Consider the following 21,227-nt stretch of genomic DNA (forward strand, 5'->3'; position numbering starts at 1 on the left):
TTTCTCACATTCGAATTAACGAGTACGAGGGCATAACTCATCAGCGCTGAAGAAATAAGCTACTTCACGCTCTGCAGATGCTACAGAATCAGAACCATGAGCAGCGTTCTCATCAATGCTTTCTGCGAAATCAGCGCGGATTGTACCTTCAGCAGCTTCAGCTGGGTTAGTCGCACCTAAGATCTCACGGTGAGCTAGAACAGCGTTCTCGCCTTCAAGAGTTTGCACCATGATTGGACCAGACGTCATGAATGCAACTAGTGCACCAAAGAATGGACGCTCGCTGTGCTCAGCGTAAAAGCCTTCAGCTTGTTCTTTGCTTAGGTGAATCATTTTAGAAGCGATGATTTTCAGGCCAGCCGTTTCAAAACGGTTGTAGATAGCGCCAATGTGGTTTTTTGCAACTGCATCAGGCTTAATGATAGAAAAAGTACGTTCGATAGCCATGAAAAGCTTCCTTCTTATATAAACGGGTTTTAATTTTCGCGCGGATTATACGAAATTAATGCCTCATTGCCTACCCTTAAGCCGCAAACTAGTTGAGATAAGTCCGTAAGCCAAACGAGAAAACCGCGACCAGCTCACACTTCACGTCAACACCAACCGATTTAATTAGATAAAACAGCAATAACTAAACAATTGAATGACAATTAAAGCTAATCATCTCAAAGCACGCTACTTACGCTTTTTTATCCAAACAAAGCCTGCTGCTATCACTACTAGCAAGGCTATTGCCGGCGCTAAATCGACAAAGTGATGGAATAAACCAATGCCGCCATGGCCTTCATGCGCCATAACGGTCATGGGTAATAACAAGATAGCTAATAGTAACTTACGCATAGGAACTTCCCTTTTATTTGATTTTGTAGTGAATGTCTTAGCTTAGATTCGATAAAACTCGACTCTAAGCTAAGACCAATCAGCCTACGGTCTTTTGATACGGATCAAGACAAGGCGGTTTTGTGTTCACTAAGCCAGCTAGATAAGATGCTGGTCACACTTTAATCACATCGGATAGGTAGATTCATTTTTCAGCAATCCAATTTGCTTGGATAGCCTCAAGCACTCTCTCATTACAATGATTTGGATCGTCATCAAAACACTCTAAATTTAATACCCACTCACTAAGATCAGTGAAACGAATTTTTTCTGGTTCAACATCTGGGTATTTGTCTATTAAATGCAGCGCTATCTCTAGTGAGTCAATCCACTTAAGCTTCATATCTGCTCTCCTTTCAGTTCAAACTTAATTGAGTATAAAACATGGATAGCGACTCGCAGGTGAAATACCGATGACAAGTTAACATTCAATGGATAACGCGCAATATGAGCCTATAGGAGGAAATAGGATATTGGAGAAGCCTTGCAACGCCTCTGTATCGGTCTTGACCCATATCTTATTCCTAGCACTAGGAATTGATGAATGACTCACTATAGGCCGCCAATTTAAGTAATTCGCTTTCTGAAGAAAGTTGATTGGTCCATCTATTAGCAAATAGTGAGCTTGTGATCTTGGAATAGCAAGATGCCACAAATATATCGTTACAGGGCTTTAACAGCATGAGTTCCCTCCCCCCTGAATTTTAAGGTCTCACTGAAAAACAAAGTTTCACTTTAATATCGAGTCTAACGTCTAAATGGCTACATGGAGCTTTGCTAATCAGTATTTGGAGCTGACGTACTGATAAGATATGCCTTCTCCGAAATTTCAGCAGCTTTGTTTTAGTTTTAGTTTTAGTTTTAGTCCAAATTGATACACACATTCTTGAGCAATACAGACGAGATACCGAAAACAAAAAAGCCAGTAGACTTAGCTACTGGCTTTGACAACAAAACGGCTCACACAGGCTGAATTTTAGCCTTCGCTGACCATGTTAATGGTGTACTTTGGAATATCCACAACTAAATCAGCTTCAGGTACTCTAGACTGGCAAGACAGACGACTTTCAGGCTCAAGACCCCACGCTTTATCTAGCATGTCATCTTCTAGCTCATCACTCTCTTCTAACTCGTCGAAACCTTCACGGATAATTACGTGGCAAGTTGTGCAAGCACATGACTTTTCACACGCGTGTTCGATATGAATACCATTACGCAGTGCAACGTCTAATACTGTTTCGCCGACATTCGCTTCAACTACCGCGCCATCCGGACATAATTCTTCATGGGGTAAAAATACAATTTGTGGCATAACCTTACCTATATATTGTCAACCGACTGCCCTTTTAGAGCCAGTCGAATTGAATTATCCATACGCTTAGCAGCAAAGTCCTGCGTCGCTGTATCTAGTGCTTCAATAGCCTTTTCAATCGCATCAGCGTCATCTTCACTTGCAATTTGAGCAAGTGATGCCATATCGGCTTGGATTGCTGTGCGCTCTTCATCTGACAGTAGCTCACCGTCTTTATTTAAAGCAGCGCTTAAAGACTCAAGCACGCGTGCAGCTTCGACTTGTTTCTCAGCTAACATGCGACGAGTGATATCCTCTTTAGCATTAGCCATCGAGTCTTTTAGCATGCTACCAATTTCTTCATCACTTAAGCCAAATGATGGCTTAACCTGAATGCTTGCCTGAACACCCGTCGACTTCTCCATGGCAGTAACACTTAACAAGCCATCTGCATCCACTTGGAATGTCACCCTGATGTGCGCAGCACCAGCCGCAAGTGGTGGGATCCCCTTTAAGGTAAATCGAGCAAGTGAACGGCAATCAGCGACTAACTCACGCTCACCTTGAACCACGTGGAATGCCATGGCGGTTTGCCCATCTTTAAAGGTGGTAAACTCTTGCGCACGGGCTACTGGTATTGTGGTGTTACGAGAAACCACCTTCTCAACCAAGCCGCCCATGGTCTCAACGCCAAGTGACAATGGGATAACATCAAGTAGTAACAGATCAGATTCTGGTTTGTTACCCACTAAAATATCGGCTTGAATGGCTGCGCCAATCGCAACAACGCGATCAGGGTCAATAGAAGTTAGCGGAGTTTTACCCATGAAGCTTTCAACTTCTTGGCGTACTAAAGGCACACGAGTCGAGCCACCAACCATCACAGTTTCTAGTACTTCGTCATTAGTCACTCCGGCGTCACGTAGTGCGCGGCGACAACTACTGATGGTCTTTTTAACTAACTTAGCGATCAAGCCATCAAATAGCTCGCGACTAATGGATAACGTCAGTGTATTGCCTTCATCATCAACCACTGAAGCCGTAGTCTCAGCCGATTCTGTTAAAGCTTCTTTAACCCGTCTAGCTTCAATCTGCATCTTGCGGTTCAAGCTTGCACTCGCTGAAGCTAACTGCCACTGTTCGGCAAAATACGCTTGCAACATATGGTCAAAGTCATCTCCACCCAACGCTGAGTCGCCGCCAGTTGCCAGCACCTCAAACACGCCTTTATTCAAACGCAGAATAGAGATATCAAACGTACCACCGCCCAAGTCATAAACCGCAATCACACCTTCTTGGCCACTATCTAAACCATAAGCAATAGCCGCAGCAGTAGGTTCGTTTAATAGACGTAACACTTTAACACCCGTTAAAGATGCCGCATCTTTAGTGCCTTGACGTTGTGCGTCATCAAAATAAGCAGGAACGGTGATCACCACACCTTCTAGTGTGCCACCTAACGTAGACTCGGCACGTGCCACCAGCGGCTTTAAGATCTCTGATGAAATCTGAACCGGATTAACTTTACCGCTTGGGGTAACGAAAATCGGTAAACCGTTTTCACTCGATTCGAAACTGTAAGGTAGCGCTTGTTCACCAGACTGAATATCTTCAAGGCTTCGCCCCATAAAGCGCTTAATCGACACTATGGTGTTTTGTGGATCTTGAGCAGAAAATGCTTCAGCTTCACGGCCAACAAAAACTGCATCTTGGGTATATCGGACGACAGAAGGCAATGAATGTTGTGAATCTTCATCGGGTAAAGTATTCGCCACGCCGCTACGTACCGCAGCAACAAGAGAGTTAGTGGTGCCTAAATCGATCCCGACTGCGAGACGATGTTGGTGGGGAGCAGCGCTCTGTCCAGGCTCTGCTATCTGCAAAAGTGCCATATATATCCAACTTAAAAAAATGTTGGCTCAATATCTTGAGCCAACAGTATTATAAAATTAATACAGCTGACTAATCTAAGAGTGCGTCTTCCACTCTGGTCAGCTCGTCTTGTAATTTTGCCATGAACTTGAGTTTACGAATTTGATCTGCCGCCTGCAAATGGTCCGCTTCAAGCTCACTAACCAGCAAAAGCTTTAGCTCTGTGGTAATTTGCTTGGCGTATTGCTCAAAAGAGTCGTAGAGATCAGCAATCTCAGAGTCGGGATCATCGCTATGCTTGATCTCTTCAAGTGACTCACGCCATTCCATCTGTTGCATTAAAAATTGAGTGTCTTTTAATGTGGTAGATTCATGGCTTAACTCCATCCCTTTCAGTGCCAATAGGTGCTCGGCTCTCTGGATCGGGTTTTTGAGTGTTTGAAAACCATCGTTGATTTGCGCAGTACGCTGCACAGAAAGACGCTTATCTTGCTCACTTGCGTTAGCAAATTTGTCGGGATGAACCGCCCTTTGCAGTTCGCGGTAGCGATCTGCAAGTAAGGCGGTGTCGACATCATAGGAAGGAAGTAAACTAAACAGCTCGAAATAATTCATAGTTTTACTTTTAATGGCTTAAACGGTAAAGCTCTCACCGCAACCACATTCACCTTTCGCATTAGGGTTATTGAATTGGAAACCTTCGTTTAGACCTTCTTTTATAAAGTCCAACTCAATCCCTTGTAGATAGATAAAGCTTTTGGCATCGATGATGATTTTAACACCATCGACATCGTAAATTTCATCATCATCATTAAGATCGTCAACAAATTCCAGCACATATGCCATACCAGAACAGCCTGACGTCTTAAGTCCTAAGCGTAAGCCTAGACCTTTGCCGCGGCTAGCTAAAAAACTCTTAACTCTGTCTGCCGCAGCGGGAGTGATACTAATTGCCATCTTAACTCCAGGTATTACTTAGATTGCTTAGTTTTATACTCTTCTAGCGCAGCCTTGATCGCATCTTCAGCCAAAATAGAACAGTGAATCTTAACTGGCGGCAATGCCAACTCTTCAGCGATATCAGTGTTCTTAATCGCACGAGCTTCTTCAACCGTCTTACCTTTAACCCACTCAGTGACTAGTGAGCTAGAAGCGATAGCACTACCACAACCGTAAGTTTTGAACTTAGCGTCTTCGATAATACCGTTATCGTCGATACGCAGTTGCAGTTTCATTACGTCACCACAAGCTGGCGCGCCAACCATACCAGTTACTACTGATGGGTCGTTTTTATCGAATGAACCCACGTTACGTGGATTTTCATAATGGTCGATTACTTTTTCGCTATAAGCCATGATACTACTCCAATTTATCTATTCGTGAATTAGCTAAGGTTAATGGTGTGCCCACTGAACTGAGTCCAGATCGATTCCGTCTTTGAACATTTCCCAAAGCGGAGACATTTCCCTTAAATTACCAATAGACTCTTTAATCGTTTCTATTGCATGGTCGATCTCTTCATCTGTCGTGAAACGACCAATTGAGAATCGAATTGAACTGTGTGCCATTTCGTCATTTAGACCTAATGCACGCAGTACATAACTTGGTTCTAAGCTAGCTGAAGTACATGCAGAACCAGACGATACTGCTAAGTCTTTTAGCGCCATCATCAATGATTCACCTTCAACGAAGTTGAAGCTGACGTTTAGGCTGCCACAAGCTCGCTTGTCCATGTCGCCATTGATGTAGGTTTCTTCGATGTGCTTGATACCATTCCAAAGCTTGTCACGTAGACGACGAATGCGTTCGTTATCCACATCCATATCCGTTTTAGCAATGGCTGCAGCTTCACCCATACCTACGATTTGGTGAGTCGCTAGTGTACCACTACGCATACCACGCTCGTGTCCACCACCGTGCATTGCTGCTTCTAGGCGAATACGTGGTTTACGGCTTACATAAAGCGCACCAATACCTTTAGGGCCATACATCTTGTGACCAGAGATCGACATTAGGTCAACTTTCGTCGCTTGCACATCGATAGGTAGTTTACCCGCGCTTTGCGCCGCATCGACATGGAATATAATTTTACGTGAACGACAAAGCTCGCCAATTGCATCGATATCTTGGATGACGCCAATTTCGTTGTTCACTTGCATGATGCTCACTAAAATTGTGTCTTCACGCATCGCGTCTTCGATCATAGATACTGGGATCAAACCACTTGGCTCTGGCTGAAGGTAAGTCACCTCATAACCTTCACGCTCAAGCTGGCGACAAGTATCTAATACGGCTTTATGTTCAGTCTTGCTAGTGATGATGTGCTTACCCTTCTTATGGTAGAAGTGAGCAACACCTTTAATTGCAAGGTTGTCAGACTCCGTCGCACCTGAAGTAAACACGATTTCACGTGGATCGGCATTGATCAGCTCTGCAACTTGGTTACGGGCGATATCGACAGCTTCTTCAGCTTGCCAACCGTAACGGTGAGAACGAGACGCTGGATTGCCGAAAATGCCGTCCATAGTCAGGCATTGCATCATTTTCTCTGCGACACGAGGGTCAACCGGCGTCGTCGCAGCATAATCTAGATAGATAGGTAGCTTCATCACACACTCCGTACTTGGTAACCTCTAATAAAGGTCACTTAACAACGTACAAAAAATAATTTTTATATTCATAACAAAAGCTGTTAGATACTTAGCCTTTGTTCCTGCTGCAATTTATCCTGTTTAACGGAGATAAACTGCACATCTCTTTTATGCATCAATCCTGCTAACGATATGCCATTTAAGAAATCAGAAATCTGACTACTTAAATCTCCCCAGAGAGAATGGGTTAAACATCGTGTTCCACTCTGGCAGTTACCTTGACCTTGGCAGCGAGTTGCATCAACAGACTCATCAACCGCACGTACAACCATCCCAACAGAAATATCGCAAGCATCAGTTCCAAGGCGATATCCACCACCAGGGCCACGTACGCTAGAGACCAAACCGTTTTTTCTGAGTTTTGCAAAGAGTTGTTCGAGGTAAGATAGAGAGATCCCTTGGCGCTCTGAAATATCGGCCAATGGCACAGGACCATTAGTTGAATGCATGGCAACGTCTAACATTGCAGTTACTGCGTACCGACCTTTCGATGTAAGTTTCATGGCTACTACGTCTCCCAAAAAAGCATAAGCTAATTTCAACATACCCGACTATTTTAGTCAAGTATAAAACCTAGCAATTTGGTCAAGTATTAAAAGGATCATGACAGGTTAAATAACCCGTCATTTTGCTGGGGTATTTAACCTGTTTATTAGGCAAGATTCAATGGCATTTAAGATTTTAAACGCACATTATTCTAGATAATGGGATCAAACTCATCTAAAGACTTCTGACGTTTCTGCGCTGCCGCATTTTCTGCGTCACTAAAATCTTCAACATCAAGCTCTGGCAGCTTCTCAGTACAGACACTTCCGCCCAAAGTTTGTACAGCCTGACAGACCTCTTGAACTTTTGAGTCCATCAGATGCATATGATCTAGCATCTGGCCAATGGCATTGGCAACGGGGTCTGGATTATCTGGCGAGACAGCATAGGCATCGAAACCGTATTTCTTTGCCATTTCGGTGCGGCGCTGAGACGTTTCTTTTGATTGTGCAGATGGTGTAGCCACCACGCGGCCAGGAATACCCACCACAGTGGTATCTACAGGTACGTCTTTAACAACCACTGAGTTAGAACCGACGCGCGCGCCATCATTCATGGTAATAGGGCCAAGAATTTTAGCCCCCGCACCAATGACCACATTATTACCTAATGTGGGATGACGCTTACCTGACTGCCAAGTTGTACCACCTAGAGTGACACCATGGTAAAGTGTGCAATCGTTACCGATTTCTGCCGTTTCACCAATCACAACGCCCATGCCGTGGTCAATAAAGAAGCGATCACCTATGGTTGCACCAGGATGGATTTCAACCCCGGTTAGCCAACGAGAAAACGTCGACAAACATCGCGCTGAAAGTCGCCAATTCCTGACCCAAAGTTTATTACTTACTCTGTGGATCCAGATAGCCTGCATTCCCGGATAATTGAATAGAATTTCAATGGTTCCGTTTGCAGCTGGGTCTCTATGGTAAATAGAGGCTATGTCGTCTTTCAGTCTTGCGATAACACCCATGTTAGGTACTTCCTTTTTAGCACTACTTACTTATCTTTAGTCTCTGTCTTGGCAACGACTTTATCAATCGAGGTCAATATACCGCGCAAGATGTTCATCTCTTGACGCTCAATTCGGGTACGGCTAAATAGACGACGTAACTTAGTCATTATCTGGCCAGGATGGTTTTTAACGATAAAATTAGTAGATAGCAATGTGCTTTCTAAATGTTCGAAGAAATTCTCACGCTCTCTTGAAGATGGAAACGCTTCGAGGTTTTCATCATTTTCATCAGCAGGTGCTGGTTCAGCGCCGCTTTCCACTTGTGCTAGATGCGCAACTCGTGCCTCATAACAGATAATCTGCACCGCTTGCGCCAGATTCAAAGAGGTATACTCAGGGTTTGCTGGAATGGCGACATGGTAATCACAACGTTGCAACTCTTCATTGGTTAGCCCGTTATTCTCACGACCAAACACAATCGCCACAGGACCAGTTAACGCTGAACCCACTAATTTCTCACCTGCTTCACGAGGTTCGAGCATTGGCCAATCCAAAGTGCGACTACGAGCACTGGTTGCGATAACAAGGCTACAATCGGCAATGGCTTCTTCTACAGAGCCGACGGTAATCGCATGTTTAAGAATATCAGAGGCACCAGCGGCTAATGCAATAGAGTGACCATCTGGCTCAACTTTTGGCTCTGCCAAATATAAAGTGGATAACCCCATGGTTTTCATAGCACGGGCTGTAGAACCTATATTCCCTGGGTGGGAAGTACCGACAAGAACGACGCGAATATTGCTGAGCATGAAACTACTTAATTTTTTGAGAAAACACGTTAAAGGATGTTACCACAGGCGACTCATTTTGCTTATACAAAAATCAGCATTTGATATAACCGTCAAATAGAGTATAATCCGCCTCCGATAATTTATATCCGTTCTTTTACATCCAGGGGATTTGCAATGCTTCCTATGCATACTATTGCTGTGCGCGCTGCTCGCGCTGCCGGCCAAACGATTCTGCGCGCCTATGCGGAATTAGACCGAGTTGAAGTAACTTCAAAAGGTGTTAACGACTACGTGACTAACGTAGACAAGGAAGCTGAAGCTGCAATCACGTATCAGATCCGTAAATCTTACCCAGACCACACAATCGTTTGTGAGGAAAGCGGCGAGAATAAAGGAACAAATAAAGATTACGTTTGGATTGTTGACCCTCTGGATGGCACTAATAACTTCGTTAGAGGTATTCCTCATTTTGCTGTTTCAATTGCAATGCAATTCAAAGGCAAGACTGAAGTCGCTGTTGTCTACGATCCAATCCGTGATGAGTTGTTCTCTGCAGTACGTGGTAAATTCGCTAAGCTTAACGATTTCCGCATCCGTGTTGCGAACAAAGACTTAAACGAAACGATCATCGCTACAGGTTTCCCGTTCAAAGCTAAGCAGCACACTGAAACTTACATGAAGTTGTTCGCAACTGCATTTACTCAATCAGCAGATGTGCGCCGTGCAGGTTCTGCAGCACTTGACCTAGCATACCTTGCAGCTGGCCGTGTTGATGGTTTCTTCGAAATTGGTCTAAAGCCATGGGATATCGCTGCTGGCGATCTTATCGTACGTGAAGCCGGTGGTACCGTTACTGACTTCACTGGTAACCACAACTACCTAGTTTCAGGCAACATCGTTGCGGGTTCTCCAAAGACGACCACTGCACTAGTTAAGTCTTTCCGCCCATTATTGAGCGAAGCACTTAAGCGTTAATTTGCTTAAGTTAATAATCAAGCCGCCTTTATGGCGGTTTTTTTATGCCTTTTATCCAGCGTCGGTGACCCCTCCCCTCTAGGGTTAGCAGCCAAGCATGTATTCAAGAGGTGAGTACCGATAAGTATGATAACGCCATGTACTACAAGTTGTTGCTATGCTTAATTTAGGTTGGAAAAGTTCGATAGCCGTATGTGAGTTCCTCTCACACGATTGAATAGTTGCTCTTTTAAGGGAAATTATCAAACATAATTGTGAATGGCATCACACAGTGAATATCACAATTCTTCAATTTACTGGTACCCTTTATCAAACGACTGCATTAGGGAGCATCATGGATAAAATGTATCGAAAATATGGCATTACAAGTATCAAAGCCATCGAACATCTAGTACTGATTATTATTGCAATTGCCACGGTTGTAGCAATTGGACAAGAGATTAAGCACATTTTTGATGTGGGTGCTGTTGCACTAGCCGATCTCTTATTATTGTTTATTTACCTAGAAGTACTGGCAATGGTGTCGCACTACGCTGAATCAGGCAAACTGCCAATCCGTATGCCACTTTACATTGCCATCGTCGCACTAGCCCGATATTTAATCTTAGATATGAAGGCCATGGATGATTGGCGAATCGCTGCAATCTCACTCTCAACGCTTATTCTAGCAGCGACAGTGATAGTGATCCGTTGGGGGCAGTTAAAGCTACCTTACCCGCGCCCTAAAGAAGAAGATCTATAACGACTACGCCCGAAGTGTTCACTTCGGGCTTTTTTTATTGCCAGCCTGCCCACTTCTTTGTCTTTAAAATCTTTCTTCTGAGTAATTTTAACTTTTATTGTCCTGTTAAGATCTTTAAGCTATTGATTCGATCAACTAAGCAGTTGAGCAAAGTCATAGCGCTAAACCGAATAAGGGACTAATAGTATGGAAAGCTATCGGGAAGAAAGACGCAACTCTGCACGAGTGGATATGGAAGGCGAAGCGGTGATCATTGCCATACAGAGTGATGTAGATACCATTACCAAACCAGCTAAAGCCGTCTGTATCGATCTCTCTCGAAGAGGGGCACTACTAAAGTGCACACAAAAAATGCCATTAGGCACCTTAATGACTGTCACCTTTAACGCTAATAAAGACAACGAAAACACCGTTAAAGGGCAAGTTTGCCGTTGCGCTCGCCTTAATGAGGCTAGCTTTCATGTTGCGCTTCAACTCATATGAAGTATGCAAAATAACAAAAATAAAGCCTGCTGATGCAGGCTTTATTTTTTACTGTATTCAATAATAGAACTAGGATCCCTAGTGGTTACAAATTCTATTAGCAGCCGTTTCAATACCCTCTTCTGAGTGAATAAACTTACCTTTCTTCTCTAGAAAAGCAATCAACTCATCGGCATCCATCTCTTGTGCAGAACAAGTGTGGTAACGTGCCTGCTCACCAAATTCGTTATGCATAAGCGATTTTAGTGACTCTTTGGTTAAAGATTTCCCGTGCGCAAGCATAAGTTCCATTACCTGATGACCATGAATCGAATCTGACATAATGCCTCTTTAAATAAGCTGTATATAATAAGCAACTTTATACGCTATCCACGGGTTTAAAACTTTGATCTGCTTTGCAGTCACATCAATATCCCAAAATTTTTGTAGGAAACTCGCCTAGATGCGCACTATATTAAGCATTTGATTATGCTTGTGCTAAACCACTCTCCTAAAGTGAGTCTTCCATGTCCCTAATATTATTACTAACACAGCAGATGAGCCTCTATATGGTGATTGTCTACCTTGTTAGTAAAACGCCACTTTTTAAAGTCTTTACCGAAGCCGCGACCCGCCTGCCCCATAAAGTGTATATCTACTTCATCTTCTCTAGCTTTTGTGTCATGGCGACCTATTTTGGTGAGCAAACCAATGATGCCATTGCCAATACTCGAGCAATGGGTGCTGTACTTGGTGGATTATTGGGAGGCCCCATCACTGGATTTTTAGTCGGATTAACGGGGGGCTTACACCGTTATAGTATGGGCGGCTTTACCGATCTGGCCTGCGCCATATCGACAACCCTTGAAGGCTTATCCGCGGGCATGGTGAGTTATTACCTACGCCGGATCGGCCAACAAGAGTTGATCTACTCACCTTTACTCGTCTGCATGGTCACATTTGCTGCCGAAGTCATGCAGATGCTCATTATTCTGACTGTCGCCAAACCGTTCGCTGATGCCTGGGTGCTTGTGGAACAAATTGCGCTGCCTATGCTAATCATTAATTCTATTGGCGCGGCGCTATTTATGAGTATCATTCGCGATCAAAAAGCCATGTATGACAAGATGTCCTCGGTATTCTCCACCCAATCACTGCGGATTGCTGAGCGCAGCGTAGGCATTTTATCGACTGGCTTTAACGAAGAAACCAGTAAACAAGTCGCGCAGATAGTCAAAGAAGAGACCCAAGTCGGCGCGGTGGCAATTACTGACACCGAAAAGCTGCTCGCCTTTATTGGTATTGGTGACGATCACCATATCGCAGGCACGCCCATCTCATCCAAAATCACCCAAGATGCCATAGAGCAAGACAAAGTCATGTTCGCCGACGGTGTCAATGTTCCCTATTCCTGCTCAATTTCAGATAATTGTCAGCTCGGCTCCAGTCTAGTGATCCCTCTGCGATCCGACGCTGAGGTAATAGGAACCATTAAACTGTATGAGCCCAAGAAAAAACTATTTTTAAATATTAACCGCACCTTAGGCGAAGGCCTAGGCCGTCTATTGTCGAATCAGATCCTCTATGGCCGCTTTGCCGCACAACAAAACTTACTCACCCAAGCCGAGCTCAAACTGCTGCAAGCCCAGGTTAACCCGCATTTCCTATTTAATGCCTTAAACACTATTGCCGCGATTATTCGCCGAGATCCCAACACTGCGCGCCAGCTCATCCAAAATCTGTCACAGTTTTTAAGGATCAATTTAAAGCGCACCACAGGTCTAGTCACACTTGCCGATGAGCTTGAGCATATAGACTCATATTTAACTATCGAAAAAGCACGCTTTATCGACAAGTTAACCGTCAATATCGATATTCCAGAGTCGCTGTTGCACTGTAAGGTTCCGGCCTTCACTCTACAGCCTATCATTGAGAATGCGGTCAAACATGGCACCTCAAACATGCTAAGCTCTGGCGTGATAACAGTTAAAGGTGAGCAATTAGCCGATGAAACCATACTACTGTCTGTTACTGACAATGCCGGCCTATATAAGCCGGCAACAAACAGCGAAGGCTTAGGTATGAATATTGTCGATAAACGTATTCAAAACATGTTTGGTGAACAGTTCGGCATCGCCATAGATTGTGAACCTAGCCTTTACACAACAATCAGTATCCACCTACCGATAATGAGAACTTAAACCTTGATTAGCTGCATCATAATTGACGACGAACCTTATGCCAGAGATGAGATTGCAATTTTACTTGAGAGTGAACCCGATTTCGAAATTCTGGCCCAATGCAGCAATGCGATAGAGGCGATACAAGCCATCACTAAGTTAAAACCTCAGCTTATCTTCTTAGATATTCAGATGCCGAAGATTTCAGGACTTGAACTCGCTACTATGCTGGATCCTGAGCACTTACCAAGAATCGTGTTTGTCACCGCATTCGACGAGTTCGCTATCACAGCCTTTGAAAAACAGGCCTTTGACTACCTATTAAAACCGATTGATGATAACCGCTTTACTAGTACCTTAAATCGATTACGTAAAGATCTGACTCCAAAAGCACTCGGCACCATCGCTAGTGAGAAGCTGGAGCATATTCCCTGCTTTTGTGGCAACAAATTGAAAGTGGTCGCCACAGATGCGGTGCAGTTTATCTATAGCGACATGAGTGGGGTACACGTTGCTACGGCTGATGAGCTGGTTCACACCCATATGACCTTAAGAGTGCTTGAGGAGAAAACCTCACTCATCTATTGTCACAGACAGTATTTGATCGCACCAAAGGCCATTGCAGAGATCGAAGTTCAAGAAGCAGGGGCTGAGGTGACGACTCGATCTGGTGCAAAGGTTCCAGTCTCTAGACGTTACTTAAAACAACTAAAACAGCTATTTGGATTTCAATAGTCCAGCCTTACGTTACTCCCCCCTAAAAAGTTTAACCGCTAAGGCCAGCATATAACCGCTGACCTTAGCGATTTGACCGCTTATCAATTTGCAACTTTCCGATACTATAAATATGTTTACACTCTCAGCCATTCTATGTTTGGAGAGTTAATTAATATGACGTGGTTTTTGCTTTGCGTTGGTCTGTTGATCGGTGGCTATTTTATTTACGGTGCATTTGTCGAAAAGGTTTTTGGCATCAATGCCAAGCGCCAAACGCCTGCGTTTACCAAGACAGACGGTGTTGATTATGTGCCGATGTCAAAAGGTAAAGTGTACTTAATTCAGCTACTCAACATCGCAGGTGTAGGCCCTATCTTTGGTCCAATCCTTGGTGCTCTTTATGGTCCAGCAGCAATGTTATGGATCGTTTTAGGTTGTATTTTTGCTGGTGCCGTTCACGACTACTTCTCAGGTATGTTGTCAGTACGCAACAATGGTGAATCAGTACCAAGCCTAGCAGGTAAGTACCTAGGTAAAGGCGCTAAGCACTTTATGAACGTATTTGCCATTATCCTACTGCTTCTTGTTGGTGTGGTCTTTATCTCGGCTCCTGCAGGCCTACTAGGTAAGCTAACCGGATGGGATGTCAGCATTTTCGTAGGTATTATCTTCTGCTATTACTTAATTGCGACTATCGTACCTGTAGACAAAATCATCGGTCGTCTATACCCATTCTTCGGTGCGCTATTAGTATTTATGTCTGTTGGCTTAACCATCGCATTAATCGTATCAAGCGAGCACAGCTTATTGCCAGGTGTTGAAGTGGGTGACTTCCTAACTAACCTCAACCCGAATGACATGCCACTATGGCCTGCGCTATTCATCACTATTGCATGTGGTGCGATTTCAGGTTTCCACGCAACTCAGTCACCATTGATGGCACGTTGTGTAGAAAACGAATCAAATGGCCGTTTCGTGTTCTTTGGTGCGATGATTGGTGAAGGTATTATCGCGCTGATCTGGTGTGCTATCGCATTATCATTCTTCGGTGGTGTTGAAGGTCTAAATGCTGGCATGGCCGGTAACCCTGCAAACGTCGTTTATGAAGCTTCTACTGGCCTTCTAGGCGCTGTAGGTGGTTTCCTAGCGGTATTAGGTGTGATTGTACTGCCAATTACTTCTGGTGATACTGCTTTCCGTAGTGCACGCTTGATTTTGGCTGAGTTATTCAAGATGCCACAAACTGAGTTACCAAAGCGTTTGATGTTTGCTATTCCACTGTTTGCAGCTGGCGCAGTACTAACTCAAGTAGACTTTGGTGTGATTTGGCGCTACTTCGGCGTGGCGAACCAAGCGACTGCGGTAATGATGTTGTGGACAGCATCAGCTTACTTGCTACGTCTGAACAAGTTCCATTGGATCTGTACGATTCCAGCCATGTTCATGACCACAGTAGTGATTAGTTTCCTATTAAGCTCACCAACACTTGGTGCGGGTCTACCGATGACACTATCTACGGTTGCAGGTATTGTATCGACCCTAGTGATCACTGGTTTGATTATGGTGAAAACTAAAGGCAAAGGCGACATCGAGTCAACTGCTGAAGAAGCCTAATTTATTACAAGTTTAAACCCAATAAAAAGCCAGTCATTTGACTGGCTTTTTTATTTGTATTCAAGTTCACTCAACTAGAGCATGCTTGCGTTTTCAATTACCTAAAGCGTTACTCCTGCACGCCCTTAAGTAACTCAGGCTCCACAAGTACAGAGTTATCGTTATCTGAGATCCAGATCTGGCCCTCACAGATATTAAACTGCAAAGACATATTACGACCAACCAGTTGTCCCATGGCTTTAACTGCGTCTTCTGGAATATTCCAAATCGTTAAGTTGTCATAACGCTCAAGTGCAGCTTCATTTTGCTTCCACCAAATAGGCACGCTACGACCACCATAGGTAATAAGCTGTACCTGTTTGGCACGGCCGCAAGCTTTACGCAGCCATTTCTCATCGCTTTGACCGAACTCAACCCAAAGGTTAATTTCATCTGATAAAGATTTGTCCCAAAGCTCAGGCTCGTCATCGACACACAACCCTTTACTAAACGTCAGAGAATCACTGGCGTTCATGGCAAAAGCAAGCAATCTGACCATCATACGCTCATCGGTTTCCGATGGATGCTGGGCAACTGTTAATTGATGATCTTGATAGTAGCCACGATCCATATCGGCGATTTGGATTGCGATTTTGTATACGGTAGCTTTTTTAGCCATTAGCAATGTTTCATAAAGAAATTTGCGCCAAGTTTACCTTAAATTAAGATGTGAGCACACAATCTGTTATCTAAGATGCTCAGACGGAAGCGTGAACAGGGACGACACAAGATAGAGCTCTATACTCATTACAGCCAACAGTCCTTAACACACCTAGAAGTTACCAGTTCTAGAAGTCATCAGGACTAGAAGAGTCAATAGCTAGAAATGGCCAGGGCGGATCAGCTTAGCAGCGGGGAATTGCCGAGCTAAACGTAAGATTTCGTCACTGTCACCATAAACAAGGCAGGACTCACCCGCTGCCAGTTTATGCTCTATGGTTTTATCATCGAAAGATGCTGCATAGCTTGCATCACGTCTAAGTAACTCATTAAATTCAAATGGCACAGGCTTTGAAGAGTATGTGATATCGATTTTTTGCAGGTAAGGCATGGCGCCTATCGGTAATAACTCAGCCGATGTAGAAGAGTCTATCAAGAGCAACTCCCCTCTTGCAGGCTCTAAAGCAAAGCTCTTTTGATAGTGGTTTTCCGTGTCATCGTCAAAGCGTTCAGCATTACGGCTGAAAAACTGCTCCCAAAACACCCTTCGGTGTTTAAATACGGGCAAGCGCTGCTGAACCTCTTGGCGGCGCTCAGCGATAAAATCGAATAACGGCGTTATGGACTGTGGTAACCAAGATTCAAGTCGCGATCTGAGTTCTCGAGCATAAACAGGAGCCGCTCCAGCGGTACTGATCGCAATCTGCAAGCGGCCTCTATCGACAATTGAAGGAGTAATAAAACGGCAGTACTTTGGATTATCGACCACATTCGCCCAAATGCCTTGTTCCTTAGCAATACCCGCCAAGCGCTCATTAAGCCTTTTATCCGCGGTGCAGAGATAGACTAGATCGTAATCTTGAATATCTGCGTCACTCACGGCTCTTTGTTCAAGAGTAATACGGCTCTGCTCTAGATAATTGAGCGTATCATGGCAAACATCGACAGCTATCACGTGAATATTCGCCTCAGTGCGACTAAGTAAGTCGAGCTTGCGGCTAGCAACGTCACCCGCACCAACGATAAGCACCTTGAGTGACTGAGTATCAACAAATAGCGGAAAGTACTGCATCTAGGTTACACCTTAGCGATAATTAACGACGGTATTAGTCGTGTTCTATCGGCAATTGTCCCCCAAGCCAAGCTTTATAACCACCTGATAATGATACTACTTTCGTATAACCCATAACCTGAAGGTTGTTAGCCGCTAATGCAGAGCGATAACCGCCACCACAATATAAAACCAGCGGTGTATCTTTTTCAGGAAAAAGGGTCTCAATATCTCTTTCGATAATGCCACGACCTAAATGCTGTGCATTAGGTAGGTGTCCCTGGTGCCACTCAGAGTCTTCTCTGACATCGAGTAAAACCCAGCCTGTCATAGATTGGTACTGCTCAACGCTCACTTCGGTGATCTTAGGTAAGATACTTTCAACTAGCGCTAGAAATGCGGGATTGTGTTTCATTAACTGTATTTCTCACTACGTTCGGCGCTGCAATTCCAGCAGAGCTCAAAACTTGATTCATTAATTTCATGGCAATTAACACACTTCCACTTAGGACACTGTGCATTTAACGATGCCATCTGTTTCTTTGCAGACTCATACTGACTATCAGCAACCCACAACTCGACATTTTGAATGCCTGTAGGTAACTCACCAACACCGCCTAACAAGGCCTCACCTTTTAACTCGACTTGAATGCCGCTGGCCTCCAGCATGCCTTTCCAAGTATGAGCCTCTAGCAGGTTCCCTGCTGCAACCAAACGTGTTTGCTCTTCCATGTTATTTCCTACTGCTATTGCTCTAATTGGCAAATTAAGTGGTAATACTTCAGTTAGCTCACTTTAAAACGTTTTTACATGCTACAGCTAAATCAACAAGCCTGTCGAGTGCTGTTTTTTCAAACAACACAAAACACTTACCCTAGGTTGACATGGTGGAGATTTGTACTCAATTTCGCAGAAAGTCAAACATAAGCCATATTGCTTCAGCCATAAAAAAGCCACCTCAGCGGTGGCTTTTTTAACTGAGTACAGATTAAGGCATTAATGCGTCTTGATCTGCACCTTCTTTTTCAATTTCCACTGGCATCATGTGTTCACGATTGATCCCAAGCTTAATCGCTAAGAAACTTGCCACGTAGATTGACGAGAATGTACCGACAAAAATACCCATCAGCAATGCAGTTGCGAAGCCGTGGATCATTGTGCCACCTTTAAGGAATAGCGCTACAACCACAACAAGTGTTGTACCCGTTGTAATGATGGTACGACTCATGGTCTGCGTGATTGAAATATTCACCACTTCTTCAGGCAAGCTCTTACGTAGCTTCAGGAAGTTCTCTCGGATACGGTCAAACACAACGATGGTATCGTTAAGCGAGTAACCGACAACCGTTAATAGACCGGCTAATACGGTTAGATCAAACTCCAACTGTAAAATCGAGAATACACCCAGAGTAACAATCACGTCGTGGGCCAAAGCTGCCACTGAACCTAAAGCTAAACGCCATTCGAAGCGGAAAGATACATAGATAAGAATACATATCAAAGCGACTAAAACCGCAAGTCCGCCCTGCTCTGCAAGTTCTTTACCCACTTGAGGACCAACAAACTCGACACGCTTTTGAATAACAGATGAGTCAAGCTGAGTCACTGCACTCATTACGTCATTAACTTGATCTTCACTCTTAAAGTCATCTTTCACTGGAAGGCGAATAAGCACATCGCGGCTAGAACCGAAGTTCTGTACCAATGCCCCACCTACCGACTCACTTGAAAGATTCGTACGAATTGCATTCAAATCAGCAGGCTTAGAGAATTCTAGCTCAACAACGGTACCACCGGTGAAGTCTAATCCCCAATTAATCCCTTTTGTCGCTAAGGTGACAATCGAACCTAGCACCAACACAGCAGACAAAATACTGATAGGCAGTGCGTGACGTAGGAAGTTGACTGTACCTTTAACATTTAAAACCTGTAACATTTCAACTTCCCCTTAAATAGACAGTTTCTTCACGCGTTTACCACCCCATATCGCGTTCACGATTGAGCGTGTACCAACGATACAAGTAAACATAGAAGTGGCGATACCGATCATTAAGGTCACCGCGAAGCCTTTCACTGCACCCGTACCTACGGCAAATAAGATAAGCGCCGTCATAAAGGTCGTAATGTTCGCATCAGCGATAGTTGAGAATGCGTTACCGTATCCTTCATGAATCGCTTGCTGTACGCTACGGCCGTTACGAAGTTCTTCACGAATACGTTCGTAAATAAGTACGTTACCGTCAACCGCCATACCTACAGTTAACACCATGCCGGCAATACCTGGCAGGGTTAATACAGCGCCAGGGATCATAGACATAACGCCTACAACCATCACTAAGTTAGCTGTTAGCGCTAGGTTAGCAATAAGACCAAAGCCACGGTAGTAAACCAACATGAAGATAAGGACAACAGCCATACCCCAGATCATCGCCTGCATACCGTTTTCGATGTTTTCCTTACCAAGGCTTGGACCAATGGTACGTTCTTCAACGATATATACAGGAGCGATTAGCGCACCAGCACGTAGCAATAATGCTAGATTCTGTGCTTCAGCATGCTCAAGACCTGTGATAACAAAGTTACGGCCAAGACGAGCTTGAATGGTCGCAACCGAAATCACTTCCTCAATCTTCTTCATCTTAACGCTACCATCAGCATTCTTTTCACCGGTATCTTTATACTCGATAAATAGCGTTGCCATCGGGTTACCGATGTTGTCTTTAGTCACGTTAGAGAAAATTGAACCGCCTTTAGCATCAAGATTAATAGCTACTTGAGGACGACTGTATTCGTCAAAACTTGGTTGTGCGCCTTGAATATGGTCACCGGTCAACATAACCGCTTTCTTCAAGACAACTGGGCCGCCGCTGCGGCGCTGATAAAGCTCAGAACCTGCTGGTACACGGCCACTCATAGCAGCTTGTACATCTGCTTTTTGATCAACCATATGGAATTCAATCGATGCTGTCGCACTCAAAATTTCTTTTGCGCGAGCAGTATCTTGAACACCTGGTAACTCAACGATAATACGTTCAGCACCTTGACGTTGCACCACAGGTTCAGCTACACCTAGCTCGTTTACACGGTTACGAAGTGTAGTGATGTTTTGCTGTAGCGCTTCTTCTTTAACCTGCTTTAAATAAGCTTCACTTGGATTAGCAACAAGGACATAGTCATCGCCAACAGTCTTGTCTTGGAAGACCATGTCATTGCTGCGAGACTTAAGAAAGTTTTCTGCTTTCGCTAAAGTCTCGGCATCGCGAAACTTAATCTCGATGCCTTTGGCGCCATTTCGAATACCCGCGTAGCGAATTTTCTCAGCTCGTAAATCAGTTCTGAAGTCTGCAACCTTGGCTTCGGTCATCTTACGAATCGCTTCGCCCATGTCTACTTCCATCAAGAAGTGAACACCACCGCGTAAATCCAAACCTAACTTCATCGGCGAGCCGCCCATGGCCTCTAGCCACTTTGGAGTTGCTGGAGCTAAGTTAAGTGCTACGGTGTACTTGTCGCCTAACGCATCGCTAATAGCTTCTTTAGCAAGTAATTGCTCTTCGCCATTATTTACACGTACTAACAACTGACCATTTTCAAGCTCAGAACGCTTTACAGCGATCCCTTTGCTCTTTAATACTTCATTTACTGTCGACATAGTCGACGCTGAGACCTCTGCTCCTCGTGTGGCTACCACTTGAACTGCGTGGTCTTCACCGAAAAGGTTTGGTATCGCATAGAATCCACCTATGGCGATGATTAACACCACCATTAGGTTTTTCCACATCGGGTATTTATTTAACACGCC

25 protein-coding genes are annotated in these 21,227 nt (G+C 44.2%); 6 read left to right on the forward strand and 19 right to left on the reverse strand.

Features of this window, described 5'->3' with window-relative positions; genetic code table 11:
- Positions 1-15: 15 nt before the first annotated feature.
- From ndk to trmJ, 12 genes are all read right to left on the reverse strand, one after another.
- Positions 16-447 carry a nucleoside-diphosphate kinase gene (gene ndk / locus Q1A86_RS18535; RefSeq protein WP_299810025.1) on the reverse strand — a complete coding sequence of 144 codons (432 nt, stop codon included), beginning with the start codon at positions 445-447 and terminating at the stop codon, positions 16-18.
- A 228-nt stretch (positions 448-675) separates the two neighbouring features.
- Entirely contained in the window at positions 676-840 is a 165-nt protein-coding gene (locus Q1A86_RS18540) for a hypothetical protein (RefSeq protein WP_299810028.1), read from the reverse strand.
- Between the two features lie 184 nt (positions 841-1,024).
- Complete coding sequence (iscX, locus tag Q1A86_RS18545) at positions 1,025-1,222, reverse strand: Fe-S cluster assembly protein IscX (RefSeq protein ID WP_299810031.1); 198 nt, start codon at positions 1,220-1,222, stop codon at positions 1,025-1,027.
- A gap of 633 nt (positions 1,223-1,855) precedes the next feature.
- Positions 1,856-2,191 (reverse strand): ISC system 2Fe-2S type ferredoxin, encoded by a 336-nt coding sequence (fdx, locus tag Q1A86_RS18550; RefSeq protein ID WP_028767232.1) that lies wholly within the window; start codon positions 2,189-2,191, stop codon positions 1,856-1,858.
- Positions 2,192-2,199: 8 nt separating this feature from the next.
- A complete protein-coding gene (gene hscA / locus Q1A86_RS18555) occupies positions 2,200-4,062 on the reverse strand; it encodes a Fe-S protein assembly chaperone HscA (protein ID WP_299810043.1) in 1,863 nt (620 codons plus the stop codon).
- A 70-nt stretch (positions 4,063-4,132) separates the two neighbouring features.
- Entirely contained in the window at positions 4,133-4,657 is a 525-nt protein-coding gene (gene hscB, locus Q1A86_RS18560; protein ID WP_299810046.1) for a co-chaperone HscB, read from the reverse strand.
- 18 nt (positions 4,658-4,675) lie between these two features.
- The gene (iscA, locus tag Q1A86_RS18565; RefSeq protein WP_299810049.1) at positions 4,676-4,999 is read right to left on the reverse strand and encodes an iron-sulfur cluster assembly protein IscA; all 324 of its coding nucleotides are present in this window, start codon (positions 4,997-4,999) and stop codon (positions 4,676-4,678) included.
- 14 nt (positions 5,000-5,013) lie between these two features.
- Positions 5,014-5,397: a Fe-S cluster assembly scaffold IscU gene (iscU, locus tag Q1A86_RS18570; protein ID WP_220770737.1), complete on the reverse strand. Its 384-nt coding sequence runs from the start codon at positions 5,395-5,397 to the stop codon at positions 5,014-5,016.
- Between the two features lie 39 nt (positions 5,398-5,436).
- Positions 5,437-6,651 carry an IscS subfamily cysteine desulfurase gene (locus tag Q1A86_RS18575; RefSeq protein ID WP_299810057.1) on the reverse strand — a complete coding sequence of 405 codons (1,215 nt, stop codon included), beginning with the start codon at positions 6,649-6,651 and terminating at the stop codon, positions 5,437-5,439.
- A gap of 83 nt (positions 6,652-6,734) precedes the next feature.
- Entirely contained in the window at positions 6,735-7,196 is a 462-nt protein-coding gene (iscR, locus tag Q1A86_RS18580) for a Fe-S cluster assembly transcriptional regulator IscR (protein WP_012154738.1), read from the reverse strand.
- A 194-nt stretch (positions 7,197-7,390) separates the two neighbouring features.
- Complete coding sequence (gene cysE, locus Q1A86_RS18585) at positions 7,391-8,212, reverse strand: serine O-acetyltransferase (protein ID WP_012154737.1); 822 nt, start codon at positions 8,210-8,212, stop codon at positions 7,391-7,393.
- A gap of 26 nt (positions 8,213-8,238) precedes the next feature.
- The gene (gene trmJ, locus Q1A86_RS18590; RefSeq protein WP_299810062.1) at positions 8,239-9,003 is read right to left on the reverse strand and encodes a tRNA (cytosine(32)/uridine(32)-2'-O)-methyltransferase TrmJ; all 765 of its coding nucleotides are present in this window, start codon (positions 9,001-9,003) and stop codon (positions 8,239-8,241) included.
- 156 nt (positions 9,004-9,159) lie between these two features.
- Between trmJ and suhB the strand changes: the two genes are divergently transcribed.
- The 3 genes from suhB (at position 9,160) to Q1A86_RS18605 (ending at position 11,185) form a co-directional block, all read left to right on the forward strand.
- Positions 9,160-9,960 (forward strand): inositol-1-monophosphatase, encoded by an 801-nt coding sequence (gene suhB / locus Q1A86_RS18595; protein ID WP_220762930.1) that lies wholly within the window; start codon positions 9,160-9,162, stop codon positions 9,958-9,960.
- 334 nt (positions 9,961-10,294) lie between these two features.
- Positions 10,295-10,702, forward strand: a complete 408-nt coding sequence (locus Q1A86_RS18600) for a phosphate-starvation-inducible PsiE family protein (protein ID WP_299810146.1) — start codon at positions 10,295-10,297, stop codon at positions 10,700-10,702.
- A gap of 186 nt (positions 10,703-10,888) precedes the next feature.
- Positions 10,889-11,185, forward strand: coding sequence for a PilZ domain-containing protein (locus Q1A86_RS18605; protein ID WP_299810067.1), 297 nt, complete (start codon positions 10,889-10,891; stop codon positions 11,183-11,185).
- Positions 11,186-11,263: 78 nt separating this feature from the next.
- Here the strand turns inward: Q1A86_RS18605 and Q1A86_RS18610 are convergent, their stop codons facing one another.
- On the reverse strand, positions 11,264-11,506 hold the full coding sequence (locus Q1A86_RS18610; protein ID WP_299810070.1) for a YecH family metal-binding protein: 243 nt from the start codon (positions 11,504-11,506) through the stop codon (positions 11,264-11,266).
- 185 nt (positions 11,507-11,691) lie between these two features.
- Between Q1A86_RS18610 and Q1A86_RS18615 the strand changes: the two genes are divergently transcribed.
- The 3 genes from Q1A86_RS18615 (at position 11,692) to Q1A86_RS18625 (ending at position 15,675) form a co-directional block, all read left to right on the forward strand.
- Positions 11,692-13,365 (forward strand): sensor histidine kinase, encoded by a 1,674-nt coding sequence (locus Q1A86_RS18615; protein WP_299810073.1) that lies wholly within the window; start codon positions 11,692-11,694, stop codon positions 13,363-13,365.
- Between the two features lie 3 nt (positions 13,366-13,368).
- The gene (btsR, locus tag Q1A86_RS18620) at positions 13,369-14,079 is read left to right on the forward strand and encodes a two-component system response regulator BtsR (protein ID WP_299810075.1); all 711 of its coding nucleotides are present in this window, start codon (positions 13,369-13,371) and stop codon (positions 14,077-14,079) included.
- 156 nt (positions 14,080-14,235) lie between these two features.
- Positions 14,236-15,675: a carbon starvation protein A gene (locus Q1A86_RS18625; RefSeq protein WP_299810078.1), complete on the forward strand. Its 1,440-nt coding sequence runs from the start codon at positions 14,236-14,238 to the stop codon at positions 15,673-15,675.
- Positions 15,676-15,784: 109 nt separating this feature from the next.
- Here the strand turns inward: Q1A86_RS18625 and Q1A86_RS18630 are convergent, their stop codons facing one another.
- The 6 genes from Q1A86_RS18630 to secD all read right to left on the reverse strand — a co-directional run bounded on the left by Q1A86_RS18630 (position 15,785) and on the right by secD (position 21,224).
- A complete protein-coding gene (locus Q1A86_RS18630; RefSeq protein WP_299810081.1) occupies positions 15,785-16,333 on the reverse strand; it encodes a YaeQ family protein in 549 nt (182 codons plus the stop codon).
- 201 nt (positions 16,334-16,534) lie between these two features.
- Positions 16,535-17,446, reverse strand: a complete 912-nt coding sequence (locus Q1A86_RS18635) for a bifunctional precorrin-2 dehydrogenase/sirohydrochlorin ferrochelatase (RefSeq protein ID WP_299810084.1) — start codon at positions 17,444-17,446, stop codon at positions 16,535-16,537.
- Positions 17,447-17,480: 34 nt separating this feature from the next.
- Positions 17,481-17,840 carry a rhodanese-like domain-containing protein gene (locus Q1A86_RS18640; protein ID WP_299810087.1) on the reverse strand — a complete coding sequence of 120 codons (360 nt, stop codon included), beginning with the start codon at positions 17,838-17,840 and terminating at the stop codon, positions 17,481-17,483.
- Positions 17,840-18,157 carry a DUF2007 domain-containing protein gene (locus Q1A86_RS18645; RefSeq protein ID WP_220762963.1) on the reverse strand — a complete coding sequence of 106 codons (318 nt, stop codon included), beginning with the start codon at positions 18,155-18,157 and terminating at the stop codon, positions 17,840-17,842. Before Q1A86_RS18645 ends, Q1A86_RS18640 begins: the two co-directional genes overlap by 1 nt.
- A gap of 256 nt (positions 18,158-18,413) precedes the next feature.
- Positions 18,414-19,361, reverse strand: coding sequence for a protein translocase subunit SecF (gene secF / locus Q1A86_RS18650; RefSeq protein ID WP_299810092.1), 948 nt, complete (start codon positions 19,359-19,361; stop codon positions 18,414-18,416).
- A gap of 12 nt (positions 19,362-19,373) precedes the next feature.
- Entirely contained in the window at positions 19,374-21,224 is a 1,851-nt protein-coding gene (gene secD, locus Q1A86_RS18655; RefSeq protein WP_220762967.1) for a protein translocase subunit SecD, read from the reverse strand.
- Between the last annotated feature and the right edge of the window lie 3 nt (positions 21,225-21,227).

It is taken from the genome of uncultured Shewanella sp. (assembly GCF_947497935.1).
GTDB lineage: Bacteria > Pseudomonadota > Gammaproteobacteria > Enterobacterales > Shewanellaceae > Shewanella.